This is a genomic window from Streptomyces sp. NPDC058812, assembly GCF_042744565.1.
GTDB lineage: Bacteria > Actinomycetota > Actinomycetes > Streptomycetales > Streptomycetaceae > Streptomyces > Streptomyces thinghirensis.
This window is the reverse complement of record NZ_JBHYOB010000021.1, coordinates 46,511-63,369: the sequence shown is the minus strand read 5'-3', so window position 1 is coordinate 63,369 and position 16,859 is coordinate 46,511. Positions and strand designations below refer to the sequence as shown.

The window sequence follows — 16,859 nt, the reverse complement described above, 5'->3', positions numbered from 1 at the left end:
AGGCTTCTGGGGCATTTGTTGCTCTTCCACCAGTATGGTGTCGTCCGCCGCCCCCGGCAGTTGTGGCGGGCGGGACCACGGGCCGCGCACCGGGGGATGACGCCGGCGCGCGGCACACCCGACAGGCTATACGGGAACTACTGGCCGACCCGGCCCGGCTGGAGCACCTTCGTGTACAGCACCGTGCCGTCCTGCTCGCGCAGACGCACCGTCATCTCGGCGCTGTCGCCGTCGATCTCGACCTCGCCGAAGAACTGGTAGCCGCCCGCGGGCGAGACGTTCGAAGCGGTCGGCGCCTTCACGAACACCCTCTCCGGGCCGAAGGTCCCGTCGAGGGCGCTGGCCGGGAACGCACCCGAGTTGAGCGGCCCGGACACGAACTCCCAGAACGGCTCGAAGTCGGTGAACGCCGCCCGCGAGGGCTGGTAGTGCTGGGCCGAGGTGTGGTGCACGTCGGCCGTCAGCCACACCGTGCCGGTGATCCGCCGGTGCTTGATGTGGCGCAGCAGCTCGGCGATCTGCAGTTCACGCCCCAGAGGCGCGCCGGGATCGCCCTGCGCCACCCCCTCGACGTGTGCCTTCCCCTCGGTGGCGTCGGGCACCACCAGGCCGATCGGCATGTCGGCGGCGATCACCTTCCACACCGCACGCGACCGCCCCAGCTCCCGCTTGAGCCACTCCAACTGCTCGCGGCCCAGGATGCCCTGCGGGTCCACGGTCCGGTCACCGGGGGAGTTGGCGTCGCGGTACGTCCGCATGTCCAGCACGAACACGTCGAGGAGCGGGCCCTGGCGCAGTACCCGGTGCACGCGCCCCTCCCGCGCGCCGGGGCGCAGGGTGGAGATCGGGAAGTACTCACCGAACGCGCGCCGGGCACGGGCGGCCAGCACGTCCACGCTCTTCTCGGTGTAGCGGCTGTCCGTGTCCGCGATCACCTGGCCCGGGTACCAGTTGTTGCGCACCTCGTGGTCGTCCCACTGGACGACCGACGGGACCTGGGCGTTGAAGCGCCGCAGGTTCTCGTCGAGCAGGTTGTAGCGGAAGTTGCCGCGGAACTCGGCGAGGGTCTCGGCGACTTTGGACTTCTCTTCGGTGGTGATGTTCCGCCAGGTGCTGCCGTCGGGGAGGGCGGCCGTCTCCGCGATGGGGCCGTCGGCGTAGATGTTGTCGCCGCTGCACAGGAAGAAGTCCGGGTCCAGGGCGCCCATGGCGTCGTAGATGCGGTAGCCGCCGAGGTCGGGGTTGATGCCCCAGCCCTGGCCCGCCAGGTCGCCGGACCACACGAAACGCATCCCCTCGCGCCTGCGGACCGGCACCGTGCGGAAGGTGCCGGGGACCGGCTCACCGGTGCGGCGCGGGTCGTCCGGGTCGGCGAGGAGCACGCGGTAGTGGATCTGCTCGCCCGGCGGCAGCCCGCGCAGCCTGGTCGTGCCGGTGAAGTCCGTGTCCGCTCCGAGCAGCGGACCGCGCCATCTGCGCGCATCGCGGAACGACTCGGTGGCCGACGTCTCGACGATCATCCGGGCCGGCCGGTCGGACCGCACCCACACGAGACCGGAGTGGGAGGTCACGTCTCCCGTCTGCACGCCCCAGCCCGCTCCCGGCCGCCCGGAACGGGCGAACGCCGGCGCCGCCCCGAGGGCGGTGGGCAGGGTCAGGGCCGCCGACGCGGCGAGGGAGCCGCGCAGCACGCTGCGACGACCGGGCAACGGACGGTGTGACATGGGTGCGCCTCCAGGGACGGTATCCGGCCAGTGTTCCGGCCAGTGTGCAGAGCCAGACCTACTGGTGCGGCGCGGCGACCACGGAAACTCGGGGTGAACAACCGGCCGCCCACGCGAGTGGAAGCACCTCACCTGCCCCGCCTCACACAGCTCGGCCCATCATCTCCACCCCCGCACGAATGCGGCCCGGTGTCAGGTGCGCGTACCCCAGCACCAGCCGCACCTCCTTCGCCGCCGCGTCGCCACCACCCGCGCCGTGCCCGTACTCCGCCAGCGAACGCACGGCGACCCCGGCCTCCGTCACGCACGCGAGGAAGCGCTCCTCGGGGCCGTACCGCTCGGGGAGCGTGGCGATGGCGTGGAGTCCGGCGGCGATGCCGGACACCTGGGAGCCGGGAAAGTACTCCTCCAGGGCGGCGACCAGGGCGTCGCGCCGCTCACGGTAGGCGCGCTGGCAGACGCGCAGTTGGCGGTCGTAGTCGCCGCGTTCCACGAAGCGGGCGAAGAGCGCCTGGTCGAGGGCCGGATGCCCGAGGTCCGTGGTGCGCTTGCGCTCGACGACGTCGTCCGCCAGCCACTCCGGAACCAGCAGCCAGCCCAGCCGCAGTCCCGGGGCGAGGGACTTGCTGACCGAACCCGTGTAGGCGACGCGTTCCGGATCGAGCCCCTGGAGTGCGCCCACGGGGGCACGGTCGTAGCGGAAGTCGCCGTCGTAGTCGTCCTCCAGGACGAGGCCGTCCACGGACCGTGCCCAGTCCAGCAGTTCGCCGCGCCGCCGCGCGGAGTAGGCGATCCCCGTCGGGAACTGGTGGGCCGGAGTCGTCACGACGGCCCGTACGCCCGAGGCGTGCAGCGGGCCGACGGCGAGTCCCTCGTCGTCCAGCGGCAGCGGCACGGTGTCCACGCCCGCCGACGCGTACAGGGCGTCGTGCTGGGGGCTGCCGGGGTCCTCGACGCCGGTGGCGCGTATCCCGCGCGCATGGAGCACGCTCGCGAGCAGCGCCGTCGCCTGCGCCACCCCGGAGACCACCATGATCCGTTCCGGGTCGGCCACCACGCCCCGGCGCCGCGCGAGCAGCTCGGCCAGCGCGGTCCGCAGCCGGGGCAGCCCGCGAGGGTCGGGGTAGCCGAGGCTCTCGTGCGGCAGCTCCGTCAGCACGCCCCGCTGAGCGGCGGCCCACGCCGAGCGCGGGAAGAGCGACAGATCGGGCGTCCCCGGCACGAAGTCGACGCGGTCGGCGGGGGAGCGCGGGGCGAGATCACGCGCGCGCGGACGGGCGGCCCGTACGGCGTCCCCCACCCAGGTCCCCGCGCCGCGGCCGCTGCGCAGATAGCCCTCGGCCGTCAGCTGCTCGTACGCCTCCGTCACCAGCCCCCGGGACACCTCGAGGTCGGCCGCCAGGTCCCGGCTGGACGGGAGGCGGGTGCCGGGGGTGAGCCGGCCCGCGCGGACCGCGTCGCGCAGCGCCGCCTGCAGGGCGCGCCCGCGCGCGCGTGCCGGTGCCGAGGCGGCGGGCAGCAGCAACTCCCAGGCGGCGCTGCCGGCGGCGCCGCTGTCGTCGCTGCGGCGGGCGCTGCGATGGGCGTTTCGGTCGGCGGAGCCCGGCGGGCCGCCCCGACCGGTCGACGGCGTCATGAAAGAAGTCCCCCCAGCATCATGTCTTTCAATCACCCCCATTTTACGAGGGGTTGGCCCCGCCGGTGCGTAAACCGGAGTGACAGACCACAGCGAGGGGGCAGGCCGAGGTCGCGCCCCGGAATCGTACGCGCAATCCAGGAGCGCCCGTGGACGCCAAGAACCGTTTCGAGACGAAGACCACCTTCGCTCTCTCCCGACTCGAATGGCTGGGCTTTCTCACCGTATCGGTCGTGCTCGCATTCCAGCACCTCTCGGAAATCCGCTGGGCCGTCTTCGTGCTGCTGTTCGCGGTGATCGACGTCATCGGATACCTGCCCGGCGCGATCGCCTTCCGGCGCAGCCCGGACGGACACGTTCCGCGCGGCTGCTACGTGGCCTACAACACGATGCACAGCCTGGTCACGGCGGGAGTCCTGGCCGGGGCGTGGGCGCTGTTCGTCCGGCCGGAGTGGGCGCTGCTGGCCCTCCCGATCCACCTCATGGGCGACCGGGCCCTCTTCGGCAACTCCCTCAAACCCTTCGGGGTCGCGTTCGAGCCGGAAACCACGCCGGAGTTCCGAAGGTTCGAGCAGCGGTACCAATCGGCGGCGGTTTCCGGTGAAAGCGCCGCTGCGCGGACTTCCGTGGAGGACGCCGATGCCGTCCGTGCTTGACACACTCGCCGCGCACAGCGACAACCCCAGTTCCTTTCTCGCCCTCAACAGCGGGAACGCCTACTTCCACGACGACCGGTTCGACGGCGCCTGCGCCTATCGAACCTCGGGCCGCTACGTACTGCAATTCGGCGGCCCGTTCACCGCGCCGGAACACCGTGCACGCCTGCTGGACGCGTTCGCCGCCCACGCCGGCCGCCGTCTGGTCGCCGTGCAACTGCAGCGGGCGGACGCCGAGCTGTACGCGGCGCACGGCTTCACGGTCAACCAGCTCGGGGCGTCGTACGCGGTCGACCTGAGCCGTTTCACGCTGCGCGGCTCACGGTTCGTCCGGCTGCGGAACAAGATCTCGCGCGCCCGGCGGGCGGGCCTGGAGGTCGCCGAGGTCATGGCCGGCGACGACTGCGCCGAACTGGACCGGATCGACCAGTGCTGGCTGCGGGACAAGGGCCGGCACGCCAAGGAGCTGCGCTTCCTCGTCGGCCAGCGCAACGGGAGCCTGCAGAGGCACCGCCGTCTGTTCGTCGGCCGGATCGACGGCGAGACGGCCGGCTACATCAACTACTCGCCGGTCTATGGCAGCCGCCCCGGCTGGCTGCACGACCTCAGCCGGCGCCGCCCCGACGCTCCGCCCGGCGTGATGGAGGCGCTCAACGCCACCGTCATGGAACGGCTGACCGCCGACGGAGCGGGCTGGCTGCACTTCGGGTTCACCCCGTTCACCGGGCTCGACCCGGAGCACGAACTACCCGGTGCCAGCCGTATGTTCACCCGGTTCGCCCGCCTCCTGGCCGAGCGCGGCGACGTGATCTACCCGGCGGCCTCCCAGCTCGAGTACAAGCAGAAGTGGGCCCCGCACGTGGTCCTGCCGGAGTACATCGCCTTCCGCGGCAGGCCCCGCCCCGGCGCGGTCTGGCAGTTGCTGCGCGCCACCAACGCCCTCTGAGCCACCGCGTCCACGGCCGCGCGAGTGCCGCGCCGATTCCGTATTCATCCCACCCTGGAGGACCGCACGTCCATGAGATTCCTAGAGCGTGAACGCGCCACCCTCGCGAAGCTGCTGCCCGAACTGGACCCCGCCCTGCGCGAGGCCCCGCTGATGGAACTGGAGCGGCCGGGCAGCCCGGGCATCCGGCACTTCCGGGACAGCGGCGGTCCAGGACTGCTCGTCCCCGAGTCCCACCAGGGCCGGGGCGCCACCGCGCTCGATGCCCTGCGCGTGCAGCGGGCCATCGGCAGCCGCTCGCCGTCCCTGGCCGTGGCCACCACCATGCACCACTTCTCCATGGCCACCCTTGTCGGGATCGGCGGCCTCGGCGACGGCTTGGAGTGGATGCTGATCGAGGGCGTGGCCTCGTCCAACCGCGTGATCGCCTCCGGCTTCGCCGAGGGCCGCAGCGGCGCGGGCATCCTCGACCCGTCGATGACCGCCACGGTGACCGCGGACGGCGTCCGGATCAACGGCGTCAAACGGCCGTGCAGCCTGGCCCACTCCATGGACGTGCTCACCGCCAGCGTGATGATCCCGCGCGAGGACGGGCAGGGCGACGAACTCGCCGTAGCCCTCGTGCCCGCGGAGAGCGAGGGTATGAGCGTCAGCGGCTTCTGGTCCAGCGCCTTCCTCGCCGGGGCCGAGAGCGAACAGGTCACGCTCACCGACGTCCTCGTACCGCCGGAACTCCTGCTGCGCACCGCGACGACCTCCGGTGAACAGCTCGACGAACTTCAGACGGCCGGTCTGATCTGGTTCCAGACGCTGATGACGGGCAGCTACCTCGGCGCCGCGAGCGCGCTGGTGGAGCGGGTGCTGCTGAACGACCGCATCCCCGAGCACGAGCGCGTACGCCTCTTCGTCGAGACCGAGGCCGCCATGGCCACCGCCGAGGGCGTCGCCCGGCGTATCGACGCCGGTGACCTCGACGAGTCGGCGCTCGCACAGGCGTTGTACGTGCGCTACGGCGTCCAGGACGCCATCGCCCGGGTCGTCCCGCGCGCGGTCGAACTCCTCGGCGGCCTCAACTTCATGACGTCCGACGAGGTGGGTCACCTGGCCGCCTGCGCCAACGGACTCTCCCTGCACCCGCCGTCGCGCTCCCGGATGACCGCCCCGTTCTCCGCGTACCTGGCCGACCGGCCACTCGCCATCGCCTGACCCCGCCCCCCACCGTCCATCGGTGGGCCGAGACCCGTTGGGAGAACACACCCCCCATGCCGTCAGACAACCAGCGTCTCGCCCTCCTGCCCGTCGGCCGTACGGGACGGCGCGACCGCCCCTCCCTGCTGCTCACCGGCGGTTCCGGAGTACTCGGACGTGCCCTGATCGACGAGCTGTCACCCGACTTCGACCTGCTGTGCCTGCGCCGCGACACACCGTTGCGCGATCCGCGGGTGCGCGAGCTCCAGGGCGACCTGGTCGCTCCCCGGCTCGGCCTGAGCCCACTGGCCTGGCACGAACTGGCCCTTGAGGTGGACGTGGTGCTGCACTCCGCCGCCGAGACCAACTGGCGTACTCCGCCACAGGACATCACGCGCACCAACCTGCGCGGTGCCGACAACATGCTCGACCTGGCGGCCCGGGCCGACGCCCCGCTTTACCTGGTGAGTACCGCGTTCGTGGCCAACACCTCCACCGAGGAGGACCGCCGGCGCTTCCCGGGTGCCGCCGCCTACCTCGACTCCAAGGCCAGGGCCGAACAGATGACACGCGAGGCGGGCGTGCCCGGCGCCATCGTCCGGCCCTCGGTCGTCATGGGTGACTCCGTCAGCGGGCGGATCGCCGGTCAGCAGGGGCTGACCAAGGCGATCGGCTCGATGGTCCTGGGGCAGGTTCCGGTGCTGCCCGGAGCCCCCGAGGCCCGGATCGACATGGTGCCCCAGGACTACGTCTCGCGGGCCATCGGCGACCTGGTCCGGGGCGGTGTGGCCGACGGCGAGTACTGGCTGACGGCCGGCAAGGAGGCCATCGACCTGCGGGAGTTCGCCGACGTCTGCGCGGACGTCGCCGTACGGCACGGCCTGCCCCGGCCCCAGCGGCCCCGGCTCATCCCCGTCGAGGCCGTGCACCGGTTGCTCCTGCCCATGCTGGAGGGCACCTCGCTGCCCGCGTCCCTCCGGCGGCGGCTGGAGTACTACGCGGAACTGCTGCTGGTGTTCCAGCGGGAGCTGCCGTTCGACACATCCCTCGGCGAACCCGACTGCGGCACCCGTCTGACCCGGACCGACATCAGGGCCGCGCTCGTACGCAACGCGGAGAGCTGGGCGGGGGACAGGGCCGGCCTGCTCACCCGGAACCGGACCGCCGCGGCCGCTCCGATGGAGGTGGCGTCATGACCGTGTCGCCCCCGTCCACCGGTACCACCGGGCCGTCCTCCGGGTCCTCCGCGTCGTCCTCCGGGGCTGCCGGTCCGCGCTCCGGGACCGCCACGGCGTCCCCCGGGACTGCCGGTCCGCGCTCCGGGACCGCCACGGCGTCCCCCGGGACCACCGCCCCGGCCTCCGGTTCCGGGGCTGCCGGACCGCGCTCCGGGACCGCCACGGCGTCCCCCGGGACCACCGCCCCGGCCTCCGGTTCCGGGGCTGCCGGACCGCGCTCCGAGACCCCCACGCCGTCCTCCGGGTCCTCCGCCCCGTCCTCCGAGTCCTCCACCCCGCGCGCCGGGGCCGCCGCGCCGACCGACCGGCCCGACATCGTGGACCTCTACCTCAAGCACATCGGCTCCGGCCGCGCCGTGATGGGCCGCGTCATGGGCGGCATGGCCGAGGTCCGTTCCGAGGGTGCCTGGATCCACGCCGACGACGGCCGCCGCTTCCTGGACTTCGGCGGCTACGGCGTCTTCATCATGGGTCACCGCCACCCGGCCGTCGTCGAAGCGGTGCACCGGCAGATCGACACCCACCCGCTGGCCAGCCGCGTCTTCCTCGAACCCGTCGCCGCCCTGGCCGCCCAGGCCCTGGCCGCCCACACCCCGCCCGGCCTCGACTACGTCCACTTCGTCAACTCCGGCGCCGAAGCCACCGAGGCGGCCCTGAAACTGGCCCGCGCCCACGGACTCACCTCAGTGATCACCACCCGCGGCGGCTTCCACGGCAAGACCCTCGGCGCACTGAGCGTCACCGCCAACGCCACGTACCAGACGCCCTTCCAGCCCCTGCTCCCGGACGTCACCCAGGTGGCCTACGACGACCCGGCCGACCTCGAACAGGCGCTGGCCGCCCACCGCGACCGTGCCTGCGTCATCGTCGAACCCGTCCAGGGCGAGGGCGGCGTACGCATCCCCCGCCACGGCTACCTCAGCCAGGTGCGGGCGCTGTGCCGGGCGTACGGCGCCCTGCTGGTCGTCGACGAGATCCAGACCGGCATGGGGCGGCTGGGCACCTGGTGGGGCGTCGACGCCGAGGACGTGCGTCCGGACGTGCTGCTCGTCGGCAAGGGACTCAGCGGCGGTGTCGTACCGGTCGCCGCGATGGTCGCCACCGCGGAGGCCTACGCCCCCTTCAGTCGCGACCCCTACCTGCACACCTCCACCTTCGGCGCCTCACCGATCGCCTGCGCCGCCGCCCTCGCCACCGTACGGGCGATGGAGGAGGAGGACACCGTGGCCCGGGCCGCCGCGCTCGGCCTGCGCATCCTCACCGCCGTACGGGACGTGTGCGCGCCGTACGAGGGCGGACTGGTCCGCGAAGTGCGCGGCCGGGGTCTGCTGATCGGTATCGAGTTCGCCGAAGAACAGGCGGTCGGCGAACTCCTGCTGGAACTGATCTCCCGCGGTGTGCTCGTCAACAACTCCCTCAACTCCACCCGGGTGCTGCGGCTGACCCCGCCGGCCGTGGTGGAGGACTCCGCGCTCGACCTGTTCCTCACCACCCTCGGCGCGGCCCTGCGCGGCACGGCCGACCGTATGACCAGCTGACACCGGCTCCTGACGCCGGCGCCAGCCACCAGCTCCGGACACCAGCGTCCGGAAACCCTCCGGGAAGGAACCGAACGACCCATGCGCCACGTGGTCCTGCACGCCCTCGCCGACGAACTGGCACCCGCCGACGTCTACGCCCGCATCAGCGACTTCCGCCGCTATCCCGAGTACAGCGACACCTTCCGCGAGGTGCACGTCGAGCCTCCGCTGCCCGACGGCTCCACGGTCTCGGACTGGACCGTCGAGTTCCGGGGCGGCCTGATGCGGTGGCGGGAACGCGACACCTACTCGCCCGAGACGTACTCCATCGCCTTCGAACAGGTCAGCGGCGACTTCCAGACCTTCGAGGGGAGCTGGCGCTGCGAAGCGAGGGACGGCGGCACGCTCGTCGTCTTCACCGCGGCCTTCGACCTCGGCATCCCTTCCATGGCCGAGATCCTCGACCCGGTGGCCGAGTCGACCTTGCGGACCAACATCGCCCGCGTGCTGCGGGGCCTTGCGGGCGCGGAGGTGATCGATGAGCGCGCGGCTGCGGCTCGTGACTGACCGGGCGGCCGTCGCGGGCGCCCCGCCTCCGGCCGCCGATCCGCCGCACGAGGAGCCGCTGCACGAGGAACCAGGGCCGGGCGCCGCCCGCTGCCTCGGCCTGTACGCCAAACTGGCCGCCGGGGTGACCGTCGTGACCGCCCGCGGCGCGGACGGCCCGCTCGGTATGACGGTGTCCGCCGTCACCTCGCTCTCCGCCCGTCCGCCGCTGCTGCTGGCCTGTCTGCGCGACGGCTCCCGCACCCTCGCCGCCGTCCGCGGCCGGCGGGCCTTCGCCGTGCACCTGCTGCGCGAGGAACAGCAGGAGCTCGCGGGCCGGTTCGCGTCCCCGACGACGACCGCGGCCGAGCGGTTCGCCGGGACCGACATCCGGCAGGTGCTGGGCGTCCCCGTGTTGGCCGACGCGCTCGCCTGGTCGGTGTGCCTGACCGAGGACGTACGCCGCTACGGCGACCACCACCTCGTCGTCGGCCGGGTCGCCGCCGTGCACGTGGGCGGCGGACGCCCGCTGCTGTGGCACGACCGCCGGTTCGGTGCGCTGACCGAGCCGGTGCCGGACGCCGCCGGATGACCAGGCCATCGGCCGGGACGCCGTACTGGGACCTCGCGGAACTGCCGACGCAGCCCCAGCTGCACGGCGTGGTCACCGCCGACGTGGCCGTCGTCGGGGCCGGCCTGGCCGGGTTGTCCTGCGCCTACCACCTGGCGGAACGCGCCCCGGGGCTCGACATCGCGGTGGTGGACGCCGAGCACCCGGCCGCCGGCGCCAGCGGCCGGGGCACCGGTCTGCTGGGCCCCCGGGCCGGCCCCGCGGTCGACCGCGCGGTGCGCCGCTTCGGCCCGCAGACGGCGCGCAGGATGCACCGGGCCAGTGAGCGGGCGGTGCGGGACGTCCTCGACCTGTGCGCCCGGCTCGACGTGCCCTGCGGGCTGCGGCCCGGCGAGCAGCTGGTGGCCACGCGGTCGTCCGCGGGCCTGGTGGCACTCGCCCGCCAGGCCCGCGCCTGCCGCGAACTCGGTCTGGACGTCCCCGTCCTCACCCCGGCCGGCATCCGCGACCGGGTCGGCGTGCCCTACCGGGCGGCATTCCTGCACCGCCCCGCCGCGACCCTCGACCCGGCCGCCCTGACCTGCGCCCTCGCCCGTGCCTGCGCCGACAAGGGCGTGCGATTCTACGGCCGCAGCCCGCTGCTGGCCCTCCGCCCCGGCGATCTGGTCGGCCCCGAGCTGGTCCTCCCGCACGGCAGGCTCTACGCCGGTCAGGCGGTGCTGGCCGTCAACTCAGCCGCGCAGGCACTGGACCTGCCGGTCGGCACCGTCCTGCCGCTCGAGGTGTACGCCGTCGCCACCGAACCGCTGAGCGCCCCGGCCTACGAGGCCCTGGGCGGGCGCGCAGGACACTCCGTCGTCGACGCCGTCCCGCTGGCGCCGTACTTCCGGCTGCTCCCGGACCGGGGCCTGGTGGCGGGCGGCGGTACCGCCACGGTCCCGGCGGGTATCGGCGCTCCCCGTCTCCAGGCCGTCAGGGAGCGGGCCTGGACCCGGCTGGAGAGGTGGCTGCGGTCCCTGCATCCGGACCTCGCCCGGGTACGGGTCACCCACCGCTGGTCCGGCCGCATCGGCATGACGGGCGACGACCTGCCGGTGGTGGGGCCGGTGCCGGGCTTCGACGACGTCTGGTACATCGGCGGCTGCTGCGGGCACGGACTCGCCCTGTCCGTGGCGCACGGCGCGCACGTGGCCGCGGCCCTGCTGGGTGAGCCGGAACCCGGCGAACCGCTCCCGTGGCACCGCTCCCGGGCCCCGCGCCTGCCCGCACGCGGACCCGTTCGGCCCCTGCTGCGGGCGTACGTGGACGCAATGGGGCGAATCGCGCGGCATACATGCTGACGGCGGGCGCGGCCCGCATCCGTACCCCAGCTCCGCAGACCGCGGGCTCCAGCTCCGCGGACCCCATATCCGCTGACCGCAAGCCACGGACCGCACCGCAAGCCATGAGCCGCCGGCCGCAGACCCCAGCCTCGCAGCCCCACAGACCCTCAGAACCCGACCAGGAGGTTCCACCATGCGACCCGACTTCGGTACGGACGGCCGCCTGCCGCCGTCCCTGTCCATGGGAACCGTAGATGTCGCCTTCCACCTGGCGACGGGCGGAAGCCCCGTGCCCATCGCGTTCACGTTCGGGTTCGAAGGCCGTGCCCCCACTCTGGACTCCGTACGCGCGCGGGTCGCCGAACGCGTCCACCGCGTCCCGACGTTGCGCTACCGCATCGCACGGGACCGCAGGAAATTCGGGCGAGTGGACCGGATCGCGGTGGACCGGCATGTGCACGAAGCGTGGCTGCCCGAGGACACCGACGGGTCGGCGACCAGCCGCCTGATGCTGTCCCGGCCGATGAGCACGGACGACGGGCCGCCCTGGGACGTGTGGCTGGTCCACGGCCCGGCGGACCGCCACACCCTGGTCTACCGAACCGACCACACCTTCCAGGACGGCATGGGCGCCGCCTACACCGCCCGCGCTCTCCTCGGAGACCACCCCGAGGGCGGACCGGCCCCGCAGCATCCCGCCCGGCCCACCGCACACGGTCTCGCGGACGCCCTGGGCGAAGTGGTGGCCGCCTTCCGCGCACCCACCCCGAAACCCGCGTTCGACGGAGAATCCACGGGCCGCGTCGACGTCTGCCACGCCGACACCCCGCTGGCCCGGCTGCGCGCCATCGCCCGCGCCCACGGCGGTACGGTCACGGACGTCTATCTCGCGGCCCTGTCCCACGCCGTCCGCACCTGGTACCTGAAGGACACCGGCTCGGCCCATCCGCCGCTGCCCGTGTCGATCCCGATGTCGGTCCGGGCCCCGGGGGAGGAGTACGCCCCGGGCAACCGCATGGTCACCGCCCGGCTCCTGCTGCCCTGCGACGAGGAGTCACCCCAGCGGGCCCTGGACCGGGTCGTCGCCCGCACGGGCCGGCTGCGGGAGAGCCGGCGGCGCGACGCCATGCGCCTGCTGCTGTCCGCCGCCCCGCGGACGCTCGGCGCCACCGTCGGCACCCGCCTGGTCCGCGGGGCGTTCGTGGCCGGCCCGGTGAGCAGCGTGAACTTCGGCACGGCCCTGGTCCACCAGGGGGTCGCGGCCCGTCGTGCGGCCGTCTTCGCCGGCGTCGCGTCAGGCATCCGGTGTGTGACGACGCTGACGAGCCAGCACGACACCGCGTGCCTGACCGTCGTTCACGACGAGGCCCTGGCGACCGCGGACGAACTCCCCGACCTGTGGCTCGCGGCGCTGCTGGAGCTGGAGCGGCCGTAGCCACGGCACCACGCGCAGGCCCCGGACGCACCGTCCGGGGCCTGCGCGTGGTGCCGTGTCAGGGAGTGCCGCGCAGCGTTCCGGTGGTGAGGAAGACGCTCTTCGCGGCGGCCGTGCCGATCAGCGGCAGATACGGGGAGAGGCGCTCGACCGCGTACGGCAGCGTGAACAGGTCGGCGACCCCCGCGTCCCAGCCGTGCTCCGCCCACCAGCGCTCCGGCTCGGCGAGCTGCCAGTTCCAGGCCAGTCCGATCGTCGACAGGGCGTCCATGAAGGGCGCGACGAGCGGGGAGGACATGGTCGCGGAGTTCACGCACTCGGCGCCGAACATGCTGCCGGGCGCGGAGAGTTCGGTCATCGCGGCGACGACGGCCTCGACCTCCGGGGGCCGAAGGAAGTACAGGGGTGCCTCGCAGAGCCATGCGGTGGGCCTGCCGGGATCGAATCCCGCCGCCCTGAGTTCCTCTCTCCAGGATGCCGTGCCGTCGGCTTCGACGACGGTGCGGCGTCCGCAGGAGAGCCGGCTCAAGTCCAATACCCGTTCCTTGAAGGCATGTACGGCCGCGTCCTCCACCTCGAAGACGTGCACCCCGGTCGGCCAGTCGAGCCGGAAGGCACGGGTGTCCAGCCCGGCGCCGAGCAGCACCACCTGGCGGCAGCCCGAACGGGCCGCGGCGAGCAGGTAGTCGTCGAAGAAGCGGGTGCGTACCACCTGATAGTCGGGCAGCAGGCGCTGCATCGGTCCGTCACCGGGCGGGCCCCCGTCGAACCCGGCCGCGTGGAGGAAGTCGGCGGCCCACGGGTCGCGGACGAGCGGCGCGGGCCGGAGGTTCTCCGCCGCGTGTGCGGCGGCCGTCCAGAGCGCCGCGCGGGAGATGCCGTGCGGGGTTGCGGCGGCCGGCGCGAACGGTGACTGCGGACGTGTGGATTCCGGCATGGGACCTCCTTGAGGTGGGGCGGGGTGGCTGTGCGGACCCGGATCATCCGGAGCGGCGACGGCCCAGCAGGAAGGCCGCGGCACCCAGCGCGAGCAGGCTTCCGGAGGGGCGGGTGGGCCGCTGGCCGCCCATCGCGGCGGGGGTGCGCGGCTCGTGGATGTTCAGGGCGAACTGACGGTTGGCCACGTCGGAGAGGACGCCCCGGACCTGTTCGGGACTGGTGACGGCGGCCAGCAGTAGCTCCATGGAGTTCCGGGCGAACTGGTTGCGGCCGAGGAACTCGCGGCCCAGTGCGAAAAGGATCTTCGGCACCTCCCCCTGGAACACCTCGGGCAGCGTGATCTCGGGAGCCAGGCACCGCACCGAACCGTCCAGGTTCGCGAAGGACTTGCCCAGCAGTGAGACGGCCGGCGGCGAACCGATCCCGCGCTTGGTCGCCTTGGCCAGCACGGTGGTGAGCGCCACGCCGAAGTTCATGTCCTCCAGTGAGAGATGGGAGACCTTGGGCACGAACGAGGCCATGTCGGCGGCGAACGCGGGCATGTTGGCCCACGGCGTCATCCGGCCCATCTCCGCCCAGTGCTGCGCCACCCCGGCCCCGTCGTTCTGCGCCAAGGTCATGAACAGCGGCAGCAGCTGAAGACTGGTCCTGCGGTCCAGGCGGCCGACCATGCCCCAGTCGATCAGCGTCGCGGGTCCGCCGGGAGCGGCGAAGACGTTGCCGGCGTGCGGGTCGGCGTGGAAGAAGCGATGGACGAAGTACCCGTGGTACATGAACCGCAGCAGGTCCTTGCCGATCTCCACGCGCTCGTCGTCCGTGAAGTGCGCGCGGTCGACGTGCCGCACCGACTTCCCGTCGGCCAGCGACTGGACGAGGACCCGAGGGCTGGCGTGCAGTACCCGGGGCACCTCCAGCGAACGGAACGACCGGACGTGCCCGCGGGCCTCGTCCATGTTGCGGGCCTCGCCGGTGAAGTCCAGCTCCGGCTCCATGGCGTCGAAGACCGAGCCGAGCATCGCCTCGATGTCGATGACCTCGTTGAACCGGGGCGCGACGCGGGCCACGATCTTCGACGCCCGGCGCATCAGGGCCATGTCCGCGAGTACGCCCTCGCGGATGCCGGGCCGCTGGATCTTCACCACGGCCGCGCGCCCGCCGGGCAGCGTCACGCGGTAGACCTGGGCGAGGGACGCCGCCCCCAGCGGGGCGACGGTCTCGATGTCGTCGAAGCGCAGCTTCCAGTTCGGCCCGAGGTCCCGGGCCAGTACCGGCTCGAACTCCGAGAACGGCTGGACGTCGACCTCGTCGTGCAGGTTCTGCAGTTCGTCCCGGATGGACTGGGGGACCATGTCGGGCCGGGTGGAGAGGACCTGGCCGAGCTTCACGTAGAAGGGACCGAGGCTCTCCAGGGCGTGCCGTACCGCCTTGGCGCGGCGCTGCTCCGCCCCGGCGGTGGCCTCGGCCGCGGACCCGGCGGAGACATCGGTGTCCTCCGCCGGGGACCGCGTGTCCCGCTTCGTACGTCGCCGCAGCCGGGCCGCCTGTCCCACCTCGTCGGCCACGAGGCTGCCCAGGACCCTGACCACGAGACGCAGCCGATCGCCGACGACAGACGTCATCGTGTGTGATCCTCCTCAGATCGGGACCCGGGTACGGAACGGCGGTCGGCGTGCCTCACGGAGACGGCCGGACGGGACGGTGGCACGGCCGGTCAGCCCGAGGTCGAGGACTGTCCGCCCTGGGACGGCTTCCCGCCCTGCCCCTGCTGACCGGTCAGGCCCTGCAGGGCCGCCAGCCCCTGCTGACCGGCCTGGGCCGGCAGGTTGGTCAGGTTCTGCAGGCCCTGGACCGCCTCCAGGAGCTTGGGGAGCACCTGGGTGAGCTGGGCGAGCTGGGTCGGGAGCGCCATCAGGTCGCCCGCTCCGCTCGCCGCGTGTCCGAGGCCTCCGGCCAGTTGACCGAGCCCGCCGAGCGCACCGGCCGCGCCGCCGACCGCGGCGAGCGGATTGGCCGCCCCGCCCAGCGCGGCCAGGGGGTTGCCCGCCCCGCCCAGCGCGGCCGCGAGCGGGTTGCCGCCGCCCGCGGCACCGGTGAGCGCGGCCAGGGGGTTCTGCGCTGCGCCTGCGATGTTCCCCAGCGGGCCCGCGGCCCCCGAGGCGAGGCCGGCGAGCGGGTTGCCGGCTGCGCCGACCCCGCCGAGGGCGGCCAGCGGGTTGGCGACACCCGCGAGCGCGGTCGCCGGGTTGACGGCCCCGGCCAGTGCGGCGAGGGCGTTCGGGGGCAGCCCGGCCAGCGTGTTGACGGCGTTGCCGGAGCCGCGCGACGATCCTGAGTCGTCGTCTCGGTTCAGGAGGTCGTCGAAAGCCTCCTTCCAGCTGTCGGTCATATCACCGACCAAATCCTTGACGATGTCTTGGATGTTCTTGCTATTGCCCATGAGTGTGGTCCCTTTCCGTTTCTCTGCGATGGGAGAGGTGCGGTTTTCGGGTGTTATCGGGCGCAGCCTTCCAAGGCTTTCGCGCAGACGTTCTTCAATCGCGCGCGGCCCCTGGTGAAGGCGGCTTCGGCCGCCTTGACGGAGATGTTGTGTATGCGGGCGAATTCCGCAGTGGAAATACCCTTGGCGCGGGCGAGTATGACCTCCTGCTCCCGCCCCCGCAGGTGTTGTACCTGGCCCAGAAGCCATCTGCCGAAGTCCTCGTCGCAGACGTCCTCCTCAGTCGTACCCGGGGTTTCCGCGAGCGCCGCACGCTGGAGGAGTCTGCTGCGACGCTCCATGTCACGGTAGAAGTCGATGCAGAGGCGAAGCGCCACGGACGTCAGAAAGGCACCGAGTCGATTCCTGTCCAACGCGGCGTGGGCGGCTGCCCGGGCCATGGTTTCCTGAACGCAGTCCTCGGCGTCCTGAAAACTTGGTAGTCTTCGCCGAACCAGCCGCATGAGGCGGTCCTGATGCTGGAAGATTTCTTCCCAGGAGCATTCAGCGGGCGATTGGCAGGTGGAATGTCGCACCATCGTGGATTGCAGCCCGTTGTCTCTCGGATTGAGCAGGGAGAACCGCGGCCGACTTTCCATTTGTCGGCCATGTGGTTTTCCTACCCGAGGTCCTGGAGCGGCAAACCGGAATATGCACCTCCG

Annotated in this window: 15 protein-coding genes; 9 read left to right on the top strand and 6 right to left on the bottom strand. The window is 72.6% G+C overall.

Going from position 1 to position 16,859, the window contains the following annotated elements; translation table 11 throughout:
• Window positions 1-137 precede the first annotated feature (137 nt).
• Together ACFW48_RS32205 and ACFW48_RS32200 are read right to left on the bottom strand one after the other, a co-directional pair.
• On the bottom strand, window positions 138-1,724 hold the full coding sequence (locus ACFW48_RS32205; protein ID WP_386320993.1) for an alkaline phosphatase D family protein: 1,587 nt from the start codon (window positions 1,722-1,724) through the stop codon (window positions 138-140).
• Window positions 1,725-1,866: 142 nt separating this feature from the next.
• Window positions 1,867-3,360, bottom strand: coding sequence for a PLP-dependent aminotransferase family protein (locus ACFW48_RS32200; RefSeq protein ID WP_386320991.1), 1,494 nt, complete (start codon window positions 3,358-3,360; stop codon window positions 1,867-1,869).
• Between the two features lie 149 nt (window positions 3,361-3,509).
• Here ACFW48_RS32200 and ACFW48_RS32195 point away from each other — a divergent pair, with 149 nt between their 5' ends.
• The 9 genes from ACFW48_RS32195 (at window position 3,510) to ACFW48_RS32155 (ending at window position 12,782) form a co-directional block, all read left to right on the top strand.
• Window positions 3,510-4,016: a hypothetical protein gene (locus ACFW48_RS32195; protein ID WP_386320988.1), complete on the top strand. Its 507-nt coding sequence runs from the start codon at window positions 3,510-3,512 to the stop codon at window positions 4,014-4,016.
• Window positions 4,000-4,962 (top strand): bifunctional lysylphosphatidylglycerol flippase/synthetase MprF, encoded by a 963-nt coding sequence (locus tag ACFW48_RS32190; protein WP_386320985.1) that lies wholly within the window; start codon window positions 4,000-4,002, stop codon window positions 4,960-4,962. Before ACFW48_RS32195 ends, ACFW48_RS32190 begins: the two co-directional genes overlap by 17 nt.
• A 72-nt stretch (window positions 4,963-5,034) precedes the next feature.
• Entirely contained in the window at window positions 5,035-6,168 is a 1,134-nt protein-coding gene (locus ACFW48_RS32185; protein ID WP_386320982.1) for an acyl-CoA dehydrogenase, read from the top strand.
• Between the two features lie 56 nt (window positions 6,169-6,224).
• Window positions 6,225-7,346, top strand: coding sequence for an SDR family oxidoreductase (locus ACFW48_RS32180; protein WP_386320979.1), 1,122 nt, complete (start codon window positions 6,225-6,227; stop codon window positions 7,344-7,346).
• Complete coding sequence (locus tag ACFW48_RS32175) at window positions 7,343-8,926, top strand: aminotransferase class III-fold pyridoxal phosphate-dependent enzyme (RefSeq protein WP_386320976.1); 1,584 nt, start codon at window positions 7,343-7,345, stop codon at window positions 8,924-8,926. The genes ACFW48_RS32180 and ACFW48_RS32175 overlap by 4 nt, the downstream gene beginning before the upstream one ends.
• 81 nt (window positions 8,927-9,007) lie before the next feature.
• Complete coding sequence (locus ACFW48_RS32170) at window positions 9,008-9,475, top strand: aromatase/cyclase (protein ID WP_386320973.1); 468 nt, start codon at window positions 9,008-9,010, stop codon at window positions 9,473-9,475.
• Entirely contained in the window at window positions 9,447-10,046 is a 600-nt protein-coding gene (locus ACFW48_RS32165; protein WP_386320970.1) for a flavin reductase family protein, read from the top strand. Before ACFW48_RS32170 ends, ACFW48_RS32165 begins: the two co-directional genes overlap by 29 nt.
• A complete protein-coding gene (locus ACFW48_RS32160; protein WP_386320967.1) occupies window positions 10,043-11,365 on the top strand; it encodes an NAD(P)/FAD-dependent oxidoreductase in 1,323 nt (440 codons plus the stop codon). Before ACFW48_RS32165 ends, ACFW48_RS32160 begins: the two co-directional genes overlap by 4 nt.
• Window positions 11,366-11,540: 175 nt before the next feature.
• Window positions 11,541-12,782, top strand: a complete 1,242-nt coding sequence (locus tag ACFW48_RS32155) for a condensation protein (RefSeq protein ID WP_386320965.1) — start codon at window positions 11,541-11,543, stop codon at window positions 12,780-12,782.
• Between the two features lie 58 nt (window positions 12,783-12,840).
• Here the strand turns inward: ACFW48_RS32155 and ACFW48_RS32150 are convergent, their stop codons facing one another.
• The 4 genes from ACFW48_RS32150 to ACFW48_RS32135 form a co-directional block, all read right to left on the bottom strand.
• A complete protein-coding gene (locus ACFW48_RS32150) occupies window positions 12,841-13,719 on the bottom strand; it encodes an SAM-dependent methyltransferase (protein WP_386320962.1) in 879 nt (292 codons plus the stop codon).
• 43 nt (window positions 13,720-13,762) lie between these two features.
• On the bottom strand, window positions 13,763-15,340 hold the full coding sequence (locus ACFW48_RS32145; RefSeq protein ID WP_386320959.1) for an ABC1 kinase family protein: 1,578 nt from the start codon (window positions 15,338-15,340) through the stop codon (window positions 13,763-13,765).
• Between the two features lie 92 nt (window positions 15,341-15,432).
• Window positions 15,433-16,107, bottom strand: coding sequence for a hypothetical protein (locus ACFW48_RS32140; protein ID WP_386320956.1), 675 nt, complete (start codon window positions 16,105-16,107; stop codon window positions 15,433-15,435).
• 104 nt (window positions 16,108-16,211) lie between these two features.
• Window positions 16,212-16,796, bottom strand: coding sequence for a sigma-70 family RNA polymerase sigma factor (locus ACFW48_RS32135; RefSeq protein WP_345627140.1), 585 nt, complete (start codon window positions 16,794-16,796; stop codon window positions 16,212-16,214).
• Window positions 16,797-16,859: the final 63 nt, after the last annotated feature.